14 protein-coding genes are annotated in these 18695 nt (G+C 65.4%); 1 reads left to right on the top strand and 13 read right to left on the bottom strand.

From position 1 onward, the window contains the following. Positions 1 to 20 precede the first annotated feature (20 nt). Together ACEN98_RS10620 and ACEN98_RS10615 are read right to left on the bottom strand one after the other, a co-directional pair. Positions 21 to 1322: a lipopolysaccharide biosynthesis protein gene (locus tag ACEN98_RS10620; RefSeq protein ID WP_413384127.1), complete on the bottom strand. Its 1302-nt coding sequence runs from the start codon at positions 1320 to 1322 to the stop codon at positions 21 to 23. 181 nt (positions 1323 to 1503) lie between these two features. Then, a complete protein-coding gene (locus ACEN98_RS10615) occupies positions 1504 to 2400 on the bottom strand; it encodes a LysR family transcriptional regulator (protein ID WP_413384126.1) in 897 nt (298 codons plus the stop codon). 97 nt (positions 2401 to 2497) lie between these two features. Here ACEN98_RS10615 and ACEN98_RS10610 point away from each other — a divergent pair, with 97 nt between their 5' ends. Further along, positions 2498 to 3601, top strand: coding sequence for an aldo/keto reductase (locus tag ACEN98_RS10610; RefSeq protein WP_413384125.1), 1104 nt, complete (start codon positions 2498 to 2500; stop codon positions 3599 to 3601). 57 nt (positions 3602 to 3658) lie between these two features. On the opposite strand, the gene ACEN98_RS10605 is transcribed toward ACEN98_RS10610, so the two are convergent. The 11 genes from ACEN98_RS10605 to ACEN98_RS10555 all read right to left on the bottom strand — a co-directional run bounded on the left by ACEN98_RS10605 (position 3659) and on the right by ACEN98_RS10555 (position 18581). Then, positions 3659 to 4309, bottom strand: coding sequence for a PAAR domain-containing protein (locus ACEN98_RS10605; protein ID WP_413384124.1), 651 nt, complete (start codon positions 4307 to 4309; stop codon positions 3659 to 3661). A 17-nt stretch (positions 4310 to 4326) separates the two neighbouring features. After that, a complete protein-coding gene (locus tag ACEN98_RS10600) occupies positions 4327 to 4983 on the bottom strand; it encodes a hypothetical protein (protein WP_413384123.1) in 657 nt (218 codons plus the stop codon). An 11-nt stretch (positions 4984 to 4994) separates the two neighbouring features. Then, positions 4995 to 5657 carry a T6SS effector amidase Tae4 family protein gene (locus ACEN98_RS10595; RefSeq protein WP_413384122.1) on the bottom strand — a complete coding sequence of 221 codons (663 nt, stop codon included), beginning with the start codon at positions 5655 to 5657 and terminating at the stop codon, positions 4995 to 4997. 123 nt (positions 5658 to 5780) lie between these two features. After that, positions 5781 to 6308: a PEP-CTERM sorting domain-containing protein gene (locus ACEN98_RS10590; protein WP_413384121.1), complete on the bottom strand. Its 528-nt coding sequence runs from the start codon at positions 6306 to 6308 to the stop codon at positions 5781 to 5783. 19 nt (positions 6309 to 6327) lie between these two features. Continuing rightward, a complete protein-coding gene (locus ACEN98_RS10585; protein ID WP_413384119.1) occupies positions 6328 to 8217 on the bottom strand; it encodes a protease pro-enzyme activation domain-containing protein in 1890 nt (629 codons plus the stop codon). 198 nt (positions 8218 to 8415) lie between these two features. Beyond that, the gene (locus tag ACEN98_RS10580) at positions 8416 to 10680 is read right to left on the bottom strand and encodes an ATP-binding protein (RefSeq protein ID WP_413384117.1); all 2265 of its coding nucleotides are present in this window, start codon (positions 10678 to 10680) and stop codon (positions 8416 to 8418) included. Between the two features lie 87 nt (positions 10681 to 10767). Next, positions 10768 to 15318, bottom strand: coding sequence for a DUF4347 domain-containing protein (locus ACEN98_RS10575; protein WP_413384116.1), 4551 nt, complete (start codon positions 15316 to 15318; stop codon positions 10768 to 10770). 64 nt (positions 15319 to 15382) lie between these two features. After that, entirely contained in the window at positions 15383 to 16627 is a 1245-nt protein-coding gene (locus ACEN98_RS10570) for a glycosyltransferase (protein WP_413384114.1), read from the bottom strand. A 69-nt stretch (positions 16628 to 16696) separates the two neighbouring features. After that, positions 16697 to 17506 (bottom strand): helix-turn-helix domain-containing protein, encoded by an 810-nt coding sequence (locus tag ACEN98_RS10565; RefSeq protein WP_413384112.1) that lies wholly within the window; start codon positions 17504 to 17506, stop codon positions 16697 to 16699. Between the two features lie 10 nt (positions 17507 to 17516). Beyond that, on the bottom strand, positions 17517 to 17969 hold the full coding sequence (locus tag ACEN98_RS10560; protein ID WP_413384111.1) for an FKBP-type peptidyl-prolyl cis-trans isomerase: 453 nt from the start codon (positions 17967 to 17969) through the stop codon (positions 17517 to 17519). 15 nt (positions 17970 to 17984) lie between these two features. After that, the gene (locus ACEN98_RS10555) at positions 17985 to 18581 is read right to left on the bottom strand and encodes a MarC family protein (RefSeq protein WP_371766855.1); all 597 of its coding nucleotides are present in this window, start codon (positions 18579 to 18581) and stop codon (positions 17985 to 17987) included. Positions 18582 to 18695 lie beyond the last annotated feature (114 nt).

Genomic DNA, 18695 nt, shown 5'->3' with positions numbered 1-18695 from the left:
GATTGAAACTGCGGAGCCGATCAAGGCATTCGGCTGCCGGACTTCCGCCAGTCGCCATCGCAGGCAAATTTATATGAAGCAAAAAGGTTCGCGAGATCAAATACGCTGTAGATAATCACGAAGCCGACGATGTATGTTTTCGCGTCCAGGTGAATGACATAATGTGTTGCCGCCACGACCATCAGGCATAGCAACATACCTACCTGCCAAACAAATTCGAATCGATTCTTCTGCGCGATTATCGCAACCAGGCTCAAAGGATTACTGATGAAACGCAGGTAAAACATCGGGCACATCAACCGGGCGTATTCGCCCGCAACACGCCACTTTTCACCGAATACCAGCGCAAACAAAGAAGGGGCAAAAAACAACAGGAGTACAAAAGGAGGTGTCGCAACTGTCAAAAGTTTTTTGAGTGTCGAAATGAATATTTCTCTGCAACGTTGCCCGGCCAGGAAAGCCTCGCTGATTTCCTGTCTGAAAACATCCCCGATCGAGCCCGATACCAGTGACAGCGGCATCCCGACCGCCCGCTCGGCCAGCATGAAATATCCGGACGCCGCCAGACCGAACGCGGCATTGATGAATATCGTGGGCAGCTGGACCGACACCGCGCCCAGCGTATGGGCCGGGACCAGGTATTGCGGACAGCTTCGGTAACGCTTCGCCAGCGCCAGCATCTTGCGTTTGTTAATGCCGCGCCAGAACCGTGGAGAATGGCGCCGCACCATGCTCGCCATCATGCCCGCCGCCAGGGCCTGGCCGGACACGCTTCCGATCACCAGTCCGCCGGCGCCGGCGTGGAGCAACCCGAGGCCGAGCTGCACGGCCGAGGTCCCGGCGCTATGAAGCACTTGCCGATGCGCCATCAAAAAATACAGTTTGTGGCGATTGCTCCAGTATTTTAGAGTCGAGTAAATACCATTCAGAAAAACTGCCAAGGGAACGATATACAGCCACACCGACATCGATTCGTTTTCGAGGGCTGTCGATATCGGCTTGTGCAATAGGCAGGCGACTACAAACAGGCTGGCGCCGACAATCAGGCTGATCGTGATCGACAATGCCGCAATATTGGTGGCGTCGACATCCTTACGCGGCAGCATGATCGCGAATTCATAACGGCCCGTGGCCAGCACGGACAAGCTTGACACGACCGAGACAAAGAGTGCGAGCACACCGAATTGCTCCGGCGGATAAAGGCGCGACAGGATCGGTGTGACCGCAAGCGGAATAAGCTGCGCGAGCCCCGTTCCCGTCACCAGGGTGACAACATTGCGGTTGAATTCGCCCTGAAAAAACACTCTGACGCTATTTAACATGGACGTGTTCGCTTGAATTACCAAACGGCACTGAAACAGGCGTTGCATTACGCAGTAACAATTAAATGTTACATGGCCCGGAATGACACGAAATGAGATACTCCTATACGGGCCGAATAAGCCTTTTGACACCACGCAAGCCGTCGGACCGTCGCTCCATGGAATGAGCTGGGGAAATAAACTAGTGCAATTGCTCCGCGCAGTAGTCGATAAATGCCCGCAACTTCGCGGGCATTTGTTTTCGTGTCGGGTAATACAAATGAAACCCCGTGAACGTCGGCCAGCACGCCGGCAGCACAGGCACGAGCCGGCCCGCCGCGATGTCCGCTTCCACTTGCCGGGCGAACACGTAGGCGATGCCGATGCCGTCGAGTGCCGAGCTGGCCATCGAGATGCTGCTCGTCACGATCAACGGCCCGTTCACTTCCACCTCGATCATTTGCTCGTCGCGCATCAACTCCCACCGGTAGATCGCATTGCTCTTGCGGAAGCGGAACCGGATGCAGTCGTGCTGCTGCAATTCCTCGATGGAGGCCGGCAGGCCGCGCCGTGCCGCATAGTCCGGCGAGGCGACCATGCAGATCTTCTCCTGCCGCGTCAGCGGCACGGTCACCATGTCGACCTGGACCGACTCGCCCAGGCGCACGCCCGCGTCGAATCCGCCGGCCACGATGTCGACGAAGCCGTCGTCCAGGTCGAGCTCGACCTTGATACCGGGGTGACGCGCGAGGAAGCCCGGCAGAAGCGGACGCAGCCAGGCGACGTACACGATGTGCGACATGTTCAGCCGCAAGGTGCCGCTGGCGCCGCGGCGGTAGTCGTCCAGCTCGGCGGCAGCCTGCGCGAGCTCGGCGACTGCCGGGCCCACGCGCGAGAGAAATTGCTCGCCCGCTTCCGTCAGGCTCACGCTGCGCGTCGTCCGGTTCAATAACCGCACGCCCAGCCGTTCCTCGAGTTGCCGCACCGTCTGGCTGACGGCCGACGGGGTCACTTCCAGCAGCGCGGCCGCGGCCGTGAAATTGCCCTGCTTTGCCACGGTGGCGAACGCCAGCAGGCCATCCAGTTGCGTCAGTTTCATTATGAAGCAGCACTTAATAAGGATTGAAGATTATCCCAGTTTTTCTCCCTTATCGCGCCCGTTATTCTTCTGTTCATCCACCAACGAGGAGAACGAAATGAATCAGCCGGTCTACTACACCCTTGGCCGTACGGGCCTGCGCGTCAGCCGTTTGTCGCTGGGCGCGATGACGTTCGGAACGGAATGGGGCTGGGGCGCCGACAAGTCGGCGGCCGAGACGGTCTTCAATCTTTATCGCGACCGCGGCGGCAATTTCATCGACACGGCCGACGTGTACACGAACGGCACGAGCGAAACGTGGCTGGGCGAATTCATCAAGGCCAGCGGCTCGCGTGACGAACTCGTGCTGGCGAGCAAATACACGTTCAACCTGGCGGCCGCGAATCCGAATGGCGGCGGCAACGGCCGCAAGAACCTGCTGCGCGCGGTCGAAGGCTCGCTCAAGCGCCTGCAGACGGATTACCTCGACGTGTTCTACGTGCACGCCTGGGACCAGCTGACGCCGGTGGAAGAAGTGATGCGCACGCTCGACGATCTCGTCCGTGCCGGCAAGATTCGCCACATCGGCCTGTCGGACGTGCCCGCCTGGTATGCGGCGCGCGCCCAGACGCTGGCGGAATGGCGCGGCCATGAACCGGTCTCGGCACTGCAACTGCAGTATTCGCTCGTCGAGCGCAACATCGAACACGAATACACGCGCCTGGCCACCGAGCTCGGCATGGGCATCACCGTATGGAGCCCGCTGGCGAGCGGCCTGCTGGCCGGACGCTACCGCCGCGATGCGCTCGCCGATGGACGCCTCGCCGCCATGCAAGGCAATGGCAACCCGGCCTTCCAGCACCTCACGGAACGCAACTTCCAGATCCTCGACACGCTGGAGCAAGTGGCCAATGAAATCGGCCGGCCGCCGGCGCAAGTCGCCCTGAACTGGGTGGCGAACCGTCCGGGCGTGGCCAGCGTGATCGTGGGCGCGTCGCGGCCGGAGCAGCTCGACACAAACCTCGGGGCGCTCGACTTCGAACTCCCCTTCGATCTGGCCAGGCGGCTGGACGAGGCCAGCAGGCCCGTGACGCCCTTCCCCTACTATTTCTTCACGAACGCGATGCAGGGGATGATGTACGGCGGGTCCCGGGTCGGCGACAAGCCGGCGGGTTATCGGGCGCCGGTGCTCGTCGAAGGGTCGGGCAGCGGGGTCGAGTAAAGTGGGGCGCGACGGCGCTATGTGCGATCAGAGGCATGTAGCGCCGTCGATAACGTGTTACCCGATGACGCCAATCTGAACCGTCTTTCCTTTGAACACATCTCGTATTTTGGCTGAGCCATCCGGTCCGACAACTGCTGTCAAATTCAGGGATTGCACACCCGCCATGAGTTCTGATCCGTCATCGTTTTTTAGCGTGATGTCGACAGTTTCCCCTGGCGAATAGTTTCCGGTCTCAACGTGCAGATTCAAATCGACGTAATGCCTGGACACATCCTCCAGCGGCAACTCTGACATACCGTAAGTCCAGAATAACCGCTTCACCACCTTGTCCCGGCCCTCCGCCTCGTGACCAGTGTCCGATGCCGTTTTGCTCTGCGTCCCGGCCACAGCAGAGTTTTCCCGAGCTTGCCGACCGATGTCATTGACTTGGGCGCCGCCGCCATATTCCACAATGTCAGTAAATTGCGTGGGGATGAGGCTTGCACCGCAGGAGGTTTTCATCCCGGCGATCGCCACACCCTTTCCGTAGAACGTCGTCGTAATGACACCCTCGACGATAGGAAAATCGCCACGGCATTTGGGGCAATGCACCTTATGCCCGATGTACGCTATCGGCATACCATGGCAAATGTCGGTCAACGATCCTTCCAACACGGTTCCGCCATGGCTTGTCGGGTCGCCCTTCCTTATGATTTCTCCTGCCATCCTCTATTCCTGAACAATTAGCGGAGCCGATCGAATGGCCCACTCTTCTTTGTTGAACAGTGCAGCATCGCCATGCCATTGATGAGTTTTTCAATATGCGCGCCACCGGATTGCCCACACACCGCATCCACGTTCGGCAAATCGAAACGCCGACGGATCTTGCCCTCGGTGTCCAACTCGACACCTCGCCCGCCGACCAGGGTCTTGCCATGGCACTCCTCGTCGTCACAATACGCCACGCAATCGACGCAGGCCTGTGCCGTCCCATCGACAAACGCTTCGCAATAATCAAACTGCGCGGCGACAATGATTTTGAAATTCTCCTCTCGGAAATATCCGCATTGTGTTTTCGTTCCGTGCTTGAGGGAAGTCACTGAAGCAAACCGTCCGATCCCGTCGGGGTTCGGCAGGTCGAAATCTCCCGTGTAGGCAATGTTCGGGAGGATGACGCGGCCGTGGCGGTCAATGGCCAGCAGTTCTCGCGTTTCCGAGACGAGGATCCTGGTTGCACCGCCGCCCGATCGTAGTCTATCGACGAACTGGTCCTTCACTTTCCGCACGGCGCCCTGAGCCTGGAAGCATTTTTCCGACCATTCCGTGCTTAGATCCGTGCGAGGACAGAGTTCTGCAGCCCAACCATTTGACGCGCAAGCCATCAAGAACGCGGCAATCACCCATAACCGTCTCATTTCAACTCCCAAAACCGCACTTTCGTCGTCTGGACGATGGACTTCGATTCACGCAGTTCGGTAAGCCAAAAATAGTACAGATTATTGGTCGGATCGTCGTGAGGATCTGCGTATGCAAGCGTCGTCGCCGTCCCATCCCATAACGTAAAGTGGCCACTTGCATCACGCCATCCAGAAACATCGAACACTACAATCCCATTGCGTCCACTCAACTTCGAAGTCAACCATGCCTCCGCTTGCCGGACGCGTTCCTTGAACTGCTTGCTCATGGCCGCGTTGTCATCGAGGAGTGACGACGGAATCGCGGGGAGATGCAGCTCCTCGTCGGCTCCCTTGAACCGATCGATCAGGTAAGCCTTCAGATTAGCGACCCGAATCCAGTAGGTATACCCGTCTCCTCCCTCGACGCTCGCCCCTTCGTCAGGATGTTTCGCCAGCTTCAGTCCGCTGCGATTCAACGCATAGGACATGCGCACGGCACATGTATTTGTATAAGCCGGCTGCTCATACAATTTCTTGAAACGTCCTCCGATCATCTGGTCATATAACGTCGGGGTCGAAATTGCTTTCGAAGGATAGTGCCGCTGCATGTCGGCCCATGCAGGGCGACGCACCTGAATTTGGGCCGACTGGTTCCCTGCATGAGCCGATATTGCCAAGTGACATCTCCATTCACCAAAGATACTGCATTACATGCCCGACATAATTGTCACATTGGGCAACCAAATTGTCTCACAGCAGAAACACTTGGACAGTTATGGCTCAGCTTCCTAGCGGCGCACCTACGCAACCGCCTTGCGCCGCCGCACACCGGCCATCCCTGCCAGGCCGAGCCCCACCAGCGCCAGGCTCACGGGTTCCGGAATGTCGGACTCCGCACGCCCCGTGAAGCCGGCGCCGTCGACGAGGAACGTGCCGGCCAGGCGCAGGTCATACGTGCCGCTCGTGATCCAGCCCGCACCTTGCGCCAGCTCGCTCGCCAGGCTCAGGCTGAGCGCGTCGATCGGCGTGAAGAGGTCGCCAGCGAAGAAGCCGAGGTCGGTGAAGGCGATCGAGCCGGCAAGGTCCGGGAACACGACGAACGAGAACCATGCGGGTTCGGGCGGCGTGTTGAACAGGAAGTCGAACTCGAACGTCTCGCCGGCCAGGGCGCCGGGTGCCGAGATGCCGAAGTCCCAGGTCTGGGTCGTGGCCGGGCCGAACTCGGGCACGACGAAGAACATGTCGCTGTACGTCGGCGTGGCGGAGGCGTTGAAGACGGCGCAGGTCGCGAGGACGAGGCCGAACAGCATGTGCTTGATCGATTTCATTGGGTTGTTCCTGAAGGGTTCACAAATTCACGCCGAATGCGCGCGCGAGGTTCGTCACGTCGAGCGAGCCGAGACCCGTCGCCGGATTGAACGTGTTCGTGCTCTTGTAGTAGAGATTGGTGCCGGCCGTGATCGCGCGGAACGGCGATTTCGCGCCGTAGCCATAGGTCTTGAAGGCGCCGTACAGTTGCGGATGCAGCAGACCCAGGCGGTCGTTCTTGCCGGCCGCGATCAGGGTGAAGATACCGTTCAGTTGCGGCGCGACGAAGCTCGTGCCGCCGCTGCCCGAACCCCACTTCCCTTCGAAGTACACGAGGTAGCCGCTGTACGGGTCGGCGTTGAGCGACACGTCCGGCAGGTTGCGGCCCGGCACGGCGGGCGGCAGGTCGATCAGCCATTCGTAGCCCGTGCCCGGATCGCCCAGCACGGACGCCTTGCAGTACAGGCTTTGCGCCGCCGAGGTCGACGCGACGCCGGCCAGGTTGTTCTGGTACGACGGCCGGCCGAAGTCCACGCTCACGCCGCCACCGCCGCCCACTGGAAAGTAATCCGTGTAATACGTGGTCTGGCCGTAGTACTGCGTGATGTAGTTGCGCAGGTAGTCCCACGCCCACGCGCGCTCGGTCGGGATCGTGATGTTGCCGTACTTGTGCACCTGCGTGTGCGGCAGGGTCGTGCCGCCGGCGGCCAGCACGGCCGTGTCGGACGCCGGGTGATCGGTCGTCAGCAGGGTCGTGCAGGCGGGATACGGCAGCGCGCTGTTGATGTCGAAGGCGCCGGCGTCGCCCGAGGCGGCGATCACGGGAATGCCCTGCAGCGCGGCCTGGACGAACACGGCGTGGAAGACGGCCAGGTCCCCCGGGTCATTGAATACCTCCGCGGCGCCCCAGCTCACGGACAGCGTGTCGACGATGTTCTCGTCGACGGCCGTGGCGAACATGTCCAGGAAACCATTGCCCTGGTTCGGCGCCAGGTAGACGCGGATGTTCGCGCCCGGTGCCACGCCGCCCGATTGCTCGATGTCGAGCGTGGTCTCGCCGGCGCCGTCGCTGCCCGGACCGTCATCCGGCAGCGGGCCGCCGTCGACCAGCACGTCGGTGATGCGGTTGGGCGCCACGTTCAGCCCCAGCGCATTCCAGTAGCCGTACGCATCGGACTGGCGATAGCCGGCCAGGGTGGCGATGCCGATGGTCTTGCCGGCGCCCGTCACGCCGGCCGAATACAGCGGCGTCACGTTGTATCTGGTGGCCAGGTCCCGTACCGTGTACTCGCCCGGCAAGGATGCGGCCGCGGCGTTCGCGGTCGGGATACGGCTCGGCACGAGCTTCGATTCGCCGGTCGCCACGCCCGAGGCCGGCTGGCGCACGATATTGCTGTGGAAGAGCGGACGGCCGTTCAGGCCGTGCACGGCCTTGACGATGCCGGACAAATTGGCGGGCACGACAGTCGTTCCCGCCGGCGCCTCGTATTTGCGGCCCAGCGACTGGTAGGCATGGATCGGACTGCCGAACACGGCGGCCAGTTGCGCATTCGTGCCCTTCGCGGAAATCAGCAGGTTGTTCGCATAGACTTTCGTGACCGTCAGGCCCTGGGACTGCAGGAAGTTCACCACCTGGGCGATGGACGTGGCGTCCTGGCCGTACAGGCTGCCGACCTGCGCCGGCGTCAGGAATTTGCGGTAGTTCGGGCTGGACGGGTCGACGATCGACGCCGCGTTCGCGTCCATCGCGGCGGCGTTTTTCACCGCCAGCGACAGCGTGATCTGGCGCACTTCCGACTGGGGCGCGAGGCCCAGGTCGACGATGCGCGCGTCGCGGTCGAGGTGGAACTGGGTGGAGGTCGTGGCGCCGTACGCCAGCGACGTGGTCAGCACGCCGATGGCTACAGCAATGGCGGAAAGCGTTCTCAAAGCGGACTCCCTGTCGATTGTTGAAGATCCCGCCGGGCACCGGCAGGCTCATCCGCAGTCAAGCAAGGGGTATGCCATTAACTGTAACCAAGAGTTATTTCTTCAATTAATCAAACGCTTGTTTCGTTTTTGCCGAATTTTTGTTTCTGAATAATTGCATTGATGTAAATTTTTCCGACACAGTGTATTTGTTTGTCGTCAAACCGCCGGCCGCACGACGTCCTCGGTCCGGTAGCGGGCCACGAACGCGGCCAGGTCCTTCGAGTGATAGCCCCGCGCGAGCGCATCGAGGTGGTCGGCGAACGGCGCATAGGACGGGTCGAGCGTCCGCAGGTAGCCGGCCTGCTCGCGGATCTTGCGCATGTTCCCGATCCGCACCAGCTGCCACAGCACCTCGATCTCTTCGGTGGGCGGGACGACGAGCGCGGCCTCGTCCTCCTCCGGGGGCGCGTCCGGCGCAGCCGGGCCGGTGATCCACGCCAGGCCCAGCTGTGTGCCGATGGCGCGCAGCAGGACGTCGTGCTCGACCGGCTTGGGCACGAAGGCGTCGGCGCCCGCTTCCCGGCACCGCGCCTCGTCCTCGCGGCTCGCGCCGGCCGTCACGGCGATGACGGGCACCCGGCGCCACGCCGGCATCTGGCGGATCCGCCGCGTCGTCTCGTTGCCGTCGATGACAGGCATCATGACGTCCATCACGATCAGGTCGGGCTTGAAGCTGTCGAGCAGGGCGAGGCATTCGAGACCGTTCTCGGCCGCGGCCACGACGAAGCCCACGGCCTGCAGCAGGTCGACGAGCATCGCGCGGTTCTGCGGGACGTCGTCGACGATCAGCACGCGCTTGCGCTCGCCTTCATAGCCGATGATCGTGCGCTGCGACGGCGCGCTGGCCGGGCTGCCGGTGGCGACCGGCGCGGCGAGTTCGAACCAGAACGTGCTGCCCTTGTCCGGTTCGCTGGAAACGCCGATGGTGCCGCCCATCAGGCGCACCAGTTGCTGGCTGATGGCCAGGCCCAGGCCCGTGCCGCCGGCACGCCGCGGCACGTCGGCCACCTGTTCGAACGGGCGAAACAGGCGGCCGAGCTGTTGCGCGCTCATGCCGATGCCGGTGTCGGCCACCTCGAAGCGCAGCCGTACGCTGGCGTCGTCCGCGCTTGCCGCCGGCACGCGCGCCACCCGCAGCGAGACCGTCCCGCGATCGGTGAATTTCACCGCGTTGCCGAGCAGGTTGAGCAGCACCTGGCGCAGGCGCGTCTCGTCGATCGTCACGGCGGCCGGCACATCGGGCGCGAGCGCGTACTCGAACGCCAGGCCCTTCTCCTCGGCCTTCACGCGCATGATGTCGACGACCACCTGCAGGAATGTGCCGAGGTGGACGGCGGCCGGATACAGCACCATCCTGCCGGCCTCGACCCGCGCCAGGTCCAGGATGTCGTTGATGAGGGTGAGCAGGTGCTGGCCGCTTTCGTGGATGGTGGCGAGGCCGGTGGCCTGCCGGTCGTTCAACAGGTGCCTGTCGCGCTTGAGCAATTGCGCATAGCCGATGATGGCATTGAGCGGGGTGCGCAATTCATGGCTCATCTGCGCGAGAAAATTGCTGCGCTGGCGCGCGAGGCCGACGGCCTCGGCCAGCGCCGCCTCGCGCGCCGCCTCGGCCGCCTTGCGTTCACGGTCGACGGCGGCCAGGTGTTCCAGGCGCGACTTGGTGGCGGACAGGCTGTCCCGGAAATGCAGCAGGCCCAGCGACAGGCCGAGGATGCCGCAGGCGATCCAGGCGAACACCAGGCCCATGAGCAGCGCCGTCTTCGAGATCCACTTGCCGTGGAAGCGGAGCGAGCGCACCTCGAGCGTGATGGTCTGCCCCTGCGGGACGGCGCCCGTCGACAATTCCACGGCCGTCACGCGGTCCAGCCGGGGGTAGCTCTTGGACAGCGGGATCCTGTGCGTGCTGCGCCACCAGTCGGCGGTGCGCAGGACGTTCATCGGAATCGTGAACGGGGTGGCCTGCCGCGACAAGTCGATTTCCGCCTCGTTGAAGCGCTGCGAATTCCAGTCGCCGGGGGTGGAGAACTCCGGCTCGAAATTCATCAGGTGCAGCTTGATGATACGCGGCGGCCGCCCCGTGTAGCGCAGGTCGAAATCGATCGAGTCGAACCCGGACAGATCGATCCCCTTGCCGGGCCGGCCCAGCAGGAACTGCAGCTTGCAGAAGCCGTAAGTCGCGACCGTGCCCAGCGCGCACCGCATGACGATCGCATCGGGGGTGCGCTCCAGGATGCCCACCGAGTTGCCGCCCAATTCGGGCCGGTCGTCCGCGACCCGGGCGCCGTGCGGCTGGCCGGGCGAGATCTCGATGGTCCTGACCATCCCGTAGTGCTGCCAGGCCAGCAGCGCCGGCGTCGCCAGCAGCAACAGGATGATCAGGTAGTAGCTGATCCTCGTCGGGCGGGAGAGCGACTGGTTCATTGGGGACCCACGGTTCCTGGACTGGTCATCGGGCAACGATGGTCCAGTATATACCCAGGAAGTCCGCGCGAACCGGCCTGCCCTGCCTCAGATCACCATGAAGTCGGTGCTGGCCAGCGCCAGGTTGACGCCGACGATGGCGAACTTGACGGCCGCGCCCGCGCCCGAACCGTCCGCGTCGTAGTACAGGGCGCCGGTGGCCTTGTCGTACTGGATGTAGTCGTCCGCATCGAGGGCCGCCGAACCGATCACCCTGAAATTGTTGGCCCCGAGCGTCCCCGTGGCCGCCAGCTTCGTGAAGATCGCGTTTTCCAGCCGGAGCTTGTCCTCCCCTTTCGAGAAGTCCTCGATCCGGACGACATTGGCCGTGGCGCTCAGCGCCGTCGTGAAGACGAACGCGTCGCTGCCCGCGCCGCCGAACAGCACGTCGTTGCCGCCCATGCCGTTGAGGACGTCGTTGCCCTCGCCGCCATGGATGACGTTGACGCCGGCGTTGCCGGACAAGGTGTCGTTGTAGTCCGACCCGATCAGGTTTTCGATGTTGACCACGGTGTCCGCGCCGGAAATCCCCGCCGCGGTCGTCTTCACGCCGGCCGCGCCCAATGCCAGCGCCACGCCGGTCGTGCCGGACGTGGTGGCCGTTTCGAACGACAGCGTGTCGATGCCGGCGCCGCCGTCGATCGCGTTCACGCCCGAACCGGCGATGATCAGGTTGCCCAGCGCATTGCCGGTGCCGTTGATGGTCCCGCCCAGCAGGGTCAGGTTCTCGACGTTGAGACCCAGCACATGGCTGGCCGACGCCACGACCTCGTCGATCCCGCCCGCTGCGGATGCGTTGGTCTCGATCACGATGTCGCCGGCATTGTCGACGTAGTACGTGTCGCTGCCGTCGCCGCCGCTCAACGTGTCGCTGCCGCTGCCGCCGTCCAGGGTGTCGTCGCCGGCATCGCCGTTGAGCCGGTCGGCACCGCCGCCACCCGCGAGCACGTCGTCGCCGGCGCCGCCCATCAGGGCATTGTCGGCGCCATTGCCGGTCAGCTTGTCGGCGAAGCGCGAACCCGACACGTCCTCGATGCTGACGAGCGTATCCGTGTTGCCCCAGTTGTCGGTCGCGACGCCGGTGGCCAGGTTGACTTTCACGCCCACGCCGCTGATCGGGAGTGCGCCGTAGTCGTTGGTGTACGAGACGAGGTCGCGGCCGTCGCCGCCGTCGATCGTGTCGTTGCCGGTCCCGCCCGCGAACGCGTCGACGCCGCTGCCGCCCTGCAGGACGTCGCTGCCGTTGCCGCCGTCGAGCCAGTCGTTGCCATCGCCGCCCGCCAGCGTGTCGTTGCCGTCCTGGCCGAACAGGTCGTTGTCGCCCGCGTTGCCCGTGATGAAGTCGCCATAGCGCGAACCGGCGACGGCTTCGATGCCGACGAGCTTGTCTGTGTTGCCCCAGTTGTCGGTCGCGACACCGGTCGCCAGGTTGACGACGACGCCCTTCCCGGTCGGCGCGATGCTGCCGTAGTCGTTGTCGTAGGTGACGTTGTCGCGGCCATCGCCGCCGTCGATCGTGTCGTTGCCCGCGCCGCCGGACAGCTGGTCCGTACCGATGCCGCCCAGCAGGCTGTCGTTGCCGGCGCCGGCGTCGAGCCAGTCGTTGCCCGCGCCGCCGGAGATCGTGTCGTTGCCGTCGTCGCCGTAGAAGCTGTTGTCGTTGGCGTCGCCGGTCAGGACGTCGCCGTAGCGCGAACCGGACACGTCCTCGATGCCGACGAGCTTGTCCGTGTTGCCCCAGTTGTCGGTCGCGCTACCGGTCGCCAGGTTGACGATGACGCCCTTGCCCGTCGGCGCGATGGTGCCGTAGTCGTTGAAATAGGTGACGCGGTCGCGGTCGGCGCCGCCATCGATCGTGTCGTTGCCGGCACCGCCCGACAGCTGGTCCATCCCGAGGCCGCCCAGCAGGCTGTCGGCACCGTTGCCGCCGTCGAGCCAGTCGCTGCCGGCATCGCCGAAGATCGTGTCGTTGCCGTCGTCGCCGTTCAGGCTGTTGTCGGCCGCGTTGCCGGTCAGCGTGTCGGCATAGCGCGAACCGGACACGTCCTCGATGCCGACGAGCTTGTCCGTGTTGCCCCAGTTGTCGGTCGCCACGCCCGTGACCAGGTTCACCGCCACGCCCTTGCCGGTGGGTGCCGGGCCGCGGTAGTCGTCCGAGTAATTGGCGCGGTCGCGGCCGTCGCCGCCGTCCAGCGTGTCGTTGCCGCTGTTCCCGGTCAGCATGTCCGAACCGCCTGCACCTGCCAGGCTGTCGTTGCCTTCTTCGCCCCACAGGTAGTTATCCTGCGCATCGCCCGTGATGACGTCGGCGAAGCGCGAGCCGGTCACCTCTTCGATGCCGACGAGCTTGTCCGTATTGCCCCAGTTGTCGATGGCGACACCCGTTGCGAGATTGACCGTCACGCCCTTGCCGGTGAGCCCGGTGACGGGGTACTCGTAGTTGTAGTTGACGCGGTCGTGGTCGGCGCCGCCGTCGAGCGTGTCGTTGCCGGCGCCGCCCGTCAGCTGGTCGAACCCGGCGCCGCCCGTCATGCTGTCGGCACCGTTGCCGCCGTCGAGCCAGTCGTTGCCGGCATCGCCGGAGATCGTGTCGTTGCCGTCGTCGCCGTTCAGGCTGTTGTCGGCCGCGTTGCCGGTCAGGACGTCGCCGTAGCGCGAGCCGGACACGTCCTCGATGCCGACGAGCTTGTCCGTGTTGCCCCAGTTGTCGGTCGCGGTGCCTAGCGCCAGGTTGACGACGACGCCCTTGCCCGTCGGCGCGATGGTGCCATAGTCGTTGAAATAGTTGACGCGGTCGCGGTCGGCGCCGCCGTCGATCGTATCGTTGCCGGCGCCGCCCGACAGTTGGTCCATGCCGAGACCGCCCAGCAGGCTGTCGGCACCGTTGCCGCCGTCGAGCCAGTCGCTGCCGGCATCGCCGGAGATCGTGTCGTTGCCGTCGTCGCCGTTCAGGCTGTTGTCGGCCGCGTTGCCGGTCAACGTGTCGGCATAGCGCGAACCGGACACGTCCTCGATGCTGACGAGCTTGTCCGTGTTGCCCCAGTTGTCGGTCGCGCTACCGGTCGCCAGGTTGACGATGACGCCCTTGCCCGTCGGCGCGATGGTGCCGTAGTCGTTGAAATAGGTGACGCGGTCGCGGTCGGCGCCGCCGTCGAGCGTGTCGTTGCCGGCGCCGCCCGTCAGCTGGTCGAAGCCGAGGCCGCCCAGCAGGCTGTCGGCACCGTTGCCGCCGTCGAGCCAGTCGCTGCCGGCATCGCCGGAGATCGTGTCGTTGCCATCCTCGCCGCGCAGGTTGTTGTCGACCGCATTGCCCGTGATGGCGTCGCCGAAGCGCGACCCGGACACGTCTTCGATGTTCAGGAGCGTATCCGTGTGGCCCCAGTTGTCCGTCGCGATGCCGGTGGCGAGGTTGACCTTGACGCCCAGCCCCGTGACCGCCACGTTCACGGTGCCGTCATAGGTATCGTCCATGTAGTTGGCCGTGTCGCGGCCGGCGCCGCCGTCGATCGTGTCGTTGCCGCTGCCGCCGAAGAAGGTGTCGCTCGCGTTGCCGCCCGTGATCCTGTCGTTGCCGCCGCGCGCGAACACGTAGCCGCCCTGGTCCGACAACTGGATGATGTCCGCGCCCGCGCCCGTGTGGATGTTGCGGATGCCGGTCAGCGTGTCGGTGCCGACGTCCGCGCCGGTGGCGACGCCCGTCCGCAGGTTGATGGTGACGCTGGTGGTGATGCCCTCGTACATGACGACGTCGTCGCCGCCACCGCCGTTGACGGTGTCGTTGCCCTTGCCCGGGCGGAACCAGTTCTGGCCGGCCGAGCCGACCAGCGTATCGGCGAATGCGGAGCCGGTGATGTGCTCGATGCCGGTCAGCGTGTCCGTATTGCCCCAGTTGTCCCTGGCGGTGCCCGCTGCCAGGTTGACCGACACGCCCGCCGGGCCGGCCGAATAATCGACGGTGTCGCCGTACGCGCCATTGGCGCCGCCATCCATCGTGTCGTTGCCGGCGCTGCCGACGAGGACGTCGTCGCCGGCGCCGCCCGTCATCGAATCCGCGCCCGCGGTGCCGGCCAGGCGGTCGTTATTGACGGTGCCGCCGACGAGCGCCAGCGTGCCGGCAAAGGCCGGCGCCGCCAGCGGCCGGGCCGTGATCGTGCCCACGTGCGCTTCCAGATGCCAGTCGCCGCCCAGCGCGGCCGCACCGGTCAGGCCGGTCGACGCCGCCACGTCGCTGCCCGTGTAGTCGGACAGCTGCTCCAGGAACGCTGCACCGGCCGCGCCCTGGCCGACTTCGCAGCCGTACAGCAGGATGTCGCCCGCCGCGGCCAGGCTGCGGCCGATCGTCGCGAGCGCGCCGGCATGATGCGCGAGCACGCCGGCGGTCACGACCGTGCTGCCCAGCACGATCCGGCCGGCGCTGCCGTGCGAGACGATGTGGATGGCGGCCAGGTCGCGCTCGGCCGCCAGCGCGGCGGCGATCTGGAGCAGGCCATCCTGTTCGTCATCCAGCACGACGACGCGTGCGTGGCCTGCGGAGGCGGCGATGTCTTCCCAGCCGGCGATGGCGGGATCGATGAAAACGACTGCACGGGAATGGCTCATGGACTCTCTCGGTTTTTATAATTGATCTGGAAATTATAGCCATTCGGATTTCCAAAGTGCAATTTTATTTAGCATTTGTGCAAATGTGCGCCCCCAGCAGCAGATCGACGGCCGTCCGCACGCCGTCCTCTTCCCGCATCGCCTGCCCCACGCGCCGCGCTTCCTCCCGCATGGCCGGCTGCGATGCCGCGGCCACGGCCTGCACGAGGCGCGCGCTGTCGAGCCCGGCCGCCGGACAGGCCGCGGCGATCCCGCGCAGCGCCATGCGCCGCGCCCAGAAGAACTGGTCGCCGGCGAACGGCACGACGACGGACGGCACGCCCGCACGCGCCGCGGCGTGGCTCGTGCCCGCGCCGCCGTGATGCACGACGAGCGCCGTGCGCGGGAACAGCCAGTCGTGCGGCGTGTCGTCCAGCACGTACACGTCGGGCGCCAGGCCGGATGAATCGATGCCGCTCCAGCCCGGATGGAACAGCACGCGCCGCCCGCTGGCCACGGCCGCGATCGCATCGACCAGGGTGCCCTGGGCGATGCCCGCCATGCTGCCGAAGCCGATGTAGACGGGCGCGGGCCCGGCCTCCAGGAAGTCCAGCAACGCGCGCGGCGGTGTAAAGCCCTCCCCCGCCGGCAACTGCCAGACGCCCGTGACCGCGACGTTCGGCGGCCAGTCGGCCGGGCGCGCCAGCAACGTGGGGGAGCAGCCGACGAGCAGCGGCATGTCGCGCCAGGGTTGCTGGCGCGGCGGGGTGCCGAACACCCGCGCGCGGGCACGGTTCAGTTCCGGGCCGAACATCGACCACGCCATCCGTTCGAACGCGCGGTGGGCCAGCATATTGGCCCAGCCCGGCAGGCGGTGCATGTTCAGGAACGGCGGCGCGAATTCGCGCGTGGGCGTCATCGGCCACATCGCGGCGCCGATGCACGGGATGCCGAGCCCCTCCGCCACCGCGAGGCCGACGAAGCCGGCCAGTCCCGAATACACGATCAGGTCGCTGCCGCGCGCGGCCGTACACGCCGCCTCCATCCACGGCAGCGTGTTGTCGCGCGCGAGCGTCGCGCAGGCGCGCATCAGGCGGGACATGCTGGCGCCATCCTTCAGCAGCGCGCCGAACGCGCCGCCCGGCTGGAACGCGCCGCGCATGTCGCCGGCCAGTGCGGTGAACGGAATGCCGAGGGCCTGCGCGCGCGGGGCGCCCGCGACGTCGGCCAGCACGTGCGCCTCGTGGCCCCGGTCGGCGACTTCGCGCGCCAGCGCCAGCAGCGGCCGGGTATCGCCTTCGGTGCCGTAGGTGAGAAAAGTGATCTTCATGGTCGTGCCTCGTTCGGAAAGGCACGATTGTCGCCGGCGGACGTCAGCCCGGCTTGTATAAACCCGACATCACAGCCGATAGGGCCAGTATTCGGGATCGGTCTCGATGTGCGCTTCCAGCCGCGACGGCGGCAGGAAGGCCAGCTCGCGCAGTTCGCGCGCCATGTGGGCCTGGTCGGCATAGCCCAGTTCCGCGGCCAGGTCCGCGAGCGAGCGCGCCGGGGCATGCGGGTCGCGCAACGCGTACACGGCCGCGTTCATGCGCTGCAGGCGGCGCGCCTGCGCGGGGCTCAGGCCCACGCGGGCCCGGTATTGCCGCTGCGTCTGGCGCGCGCCGACGCCCAGCTCGGGCGCGGTGGCGGCGATGCTGCGCAGGCTCGCACCGAGCTCCGCATCCCAGCGTCCGCGCACGGCGTGCCAGCGCTCGCCCAGCCGCGCTTCGATCCACGCCGCCTGCGCGGCGTCGTCGGCGCACGCGCGCAATGCCTGCGGCCAGTCCGCCCAGGTGTCGTCGAGCAGGCCGTCGGCGGGGTCGTTGCGGTCCTGGAGTGCCGCCGGGGAGAGCCCCGTCAGCAACGCGAAGGCATCCGGATACAGCACGATGCCCACCGTGCGCAGCGGCGCCAGCGTGAGCGACGCGATCGGCCGCGTGCGCGGCCCGGACACGATCAGGTCGGACATGGCGCGCAATTCGCCGTCGTCGCCGGGCAGCGCGGCGGCGCCCTCCGTGAAAAAGTTCAGGCTGCAGTACACCATCGCCGGGAACCGGTTCAGCTGCGGCTGCGCCGGCGGCCACGGCTCGTCCACGGTCGAATAGAAGCCGATGCCGTGCAGGGCCTCGGCCAGCTCGCCCTGCGGATGGTGCATCCACGCGTGCATGCGCTGCGGCTTATTGCACGTCGAGCAGTTCGACGTCGAAGATCAGGTTGGCGTTCGGCGGGATCGGGCCCGCGCCTTCCGCGCCATAGCCCAGCGCGGCGGGAATGACGAGCGTGCGCTTGCCGCCCACCTTCATGCCGTCGACGCCCTGGTCCCAGCCCGGAATCACCATGCCGCTGCCGAGGCGGAACGTGAACGGCTTGCGGCCGATGGAGCTGTCGAATTTCTCGCCATGGTGGTCGGGCGCGTCCGGCAGGTACAGCCAGCCCGTGTAGTTGACGGTGACGTGGGAGCCGGCCCTGGCTTCGGCGCCCGTGCCGGCGGTCGTGTCGATCTTCTGGAAGCTGATGGTGGAGGTGTCGGCCTTCACCGGGGCGGCCGGCGCCTCTTCCCGGCGCTTGCAGGCGGCGAGGGACAGCGCGAGTGCGAGGCCGAGGAAACCGGCGCGGATCATCGGGGTCATGTTGAATCCTTGAGGTTATAAAGTCTTGACGAAGGCGCGCACGCCGCCCAGCAGCATCTCGATCGACATCGCGGTCAGGATCAGGCCCATCAGGCGCTCGAACGCCGTCATGACCTGGGTGCCCAGCACCTTCTGCAGGCGTTCGGCGCCGAGGAAGACGGCGAGCCAGATGATGGCGACGGCCGCCAGCGCGGCCACGTGCACCATCACCTCCTCCACCGACTGCGACGTGAACAGCAGCACGGTGGCCAGCGCGGACGGCCCGGCCAGCGCGGGAATCGCGAGCGGCACGATGAACGGCTCGCCGCCTTCGCTGCGGCCGAGCACGCCGTCCGGATGCGGGAAGATCATGCGGATCGCGATGATCAGCAGGATGACGCTGCCGCCGATGCGCAGCGAGATGTCGGTGAGTTGCAGCGCCGCGAGGAAGTGGCGGCCGAAGAACATGAACAGCAGCAGCAGGAGAAAGGCGATGGCGCATTCGCGCACGACGATGCGCGGGCGGCGGGCCGGGGCCACGTCCTTCAGCGCCGTCACGAACAGGGGGACGTTGCCGAAGGGGTCGGTGACCAGCAGCAGCAGGATGAAGGTCTGGAAGAAGCTCTGGGTCATGGATGAATTGTTATTGTTCTGCGATCAGGGAATCTTAACCGATCATAGGATCGTGGGGTGGGCACCCCGTGCCCACCCCACAAAGCAAAAGGCGATGCCAACGGCACCGCCCTT

Source organism: Massilia sp. CT11-137 (genome assembly GCF_047302885.1).
Lineage (GTDB): Bacteria > Pseudomonadota > Gammaproteobacteria > Burkholderiales > Burkholderiaceae_D > Telluria > Telluria orientalis.
The sequence above is the reverse complement of the archived record's forward strand: the minus strand, read 5'-3'. Positions and strand labels throughout refer to the sequence as shown.

Coding starts and splice junctions, on each gene's coding strand:
- ACEN98_RS10620 (WP_413384127.1), bottom strand. CDS start 1,322: ATGTTAAATAGCGTCAGAGTGTTTTTTCAGGGCGAATTCAACCGCAAT.
- ACEN98_RS10615 (WP_413384126.1), bottom strand. CDS start 2,400: ATGAAACTGACGCAACTGGATGGCCTGCTGGCGTTCGCCACCGTGGCA.
- ACEN98_RS10610 (WP_413384125.1), top strand. CDS start 2,498: ATGAATCAGCCGGTCTACTACACCCTTGGCCGTACGGGCCTGCGCGTC.
- ACEN98_RS10605 (WP_413384124.1), bottom strand. CDS start 4,309: ATGGCAGGAGAAATCATAAGGAAGGGCGACCCGACAAGCCATGGCGGA.
- ACEN98_RS10590 (WP_413384121.1), bottom strand. CDS start 6,308: ATGAAATCGATCAAGCACATGCTGTTCGGCCTCGTCCTCGCGACCTGC.
- ACEN98_RS10580 (WP_413384117.1), bottom strand. CDS start 10,680: ATGAACCAGTCGCTCTCCCGCCCGACGAGGATCAGCTACTACCTGATC.
- ACEN98_RS10575 (WP_413384116.1), bottom strand. CDS start 15,318: ATGAGCCATTCCCGTGCAGTCGTTTTCATCGATCCCGCCATCGCCGGC.
- ACEN98_RS10570 (WP_413384114.1), bottom strand. CDS start 16,627: ATGAAGATCACTTTTCTCACCTACGGCACCGAAGGCGATACCCGGCCG.
- ACEN98_RS10565 (WP_413384112.1), bottom strand. CDS start 17,506: ATGCACGCGTGGATGCACCATCCGCAGGGCGAGCTGGCCGAGGCCCTG.
- ACEN98_RS10560 (WP_413384111.1), bottom strand. CDS start 17,969: ATGACCCCGATGATCCGCGCCGGTTTCCTCGGCCTCGCACTCGCGCTG.
- ACEN98_RS10555 (WP_371766855.1), bottom strand. CDS start 18,581: ATGACCCAGAGCTTCTTCCAGACCTTCATCCTGCTGCTGCTGGTCACC.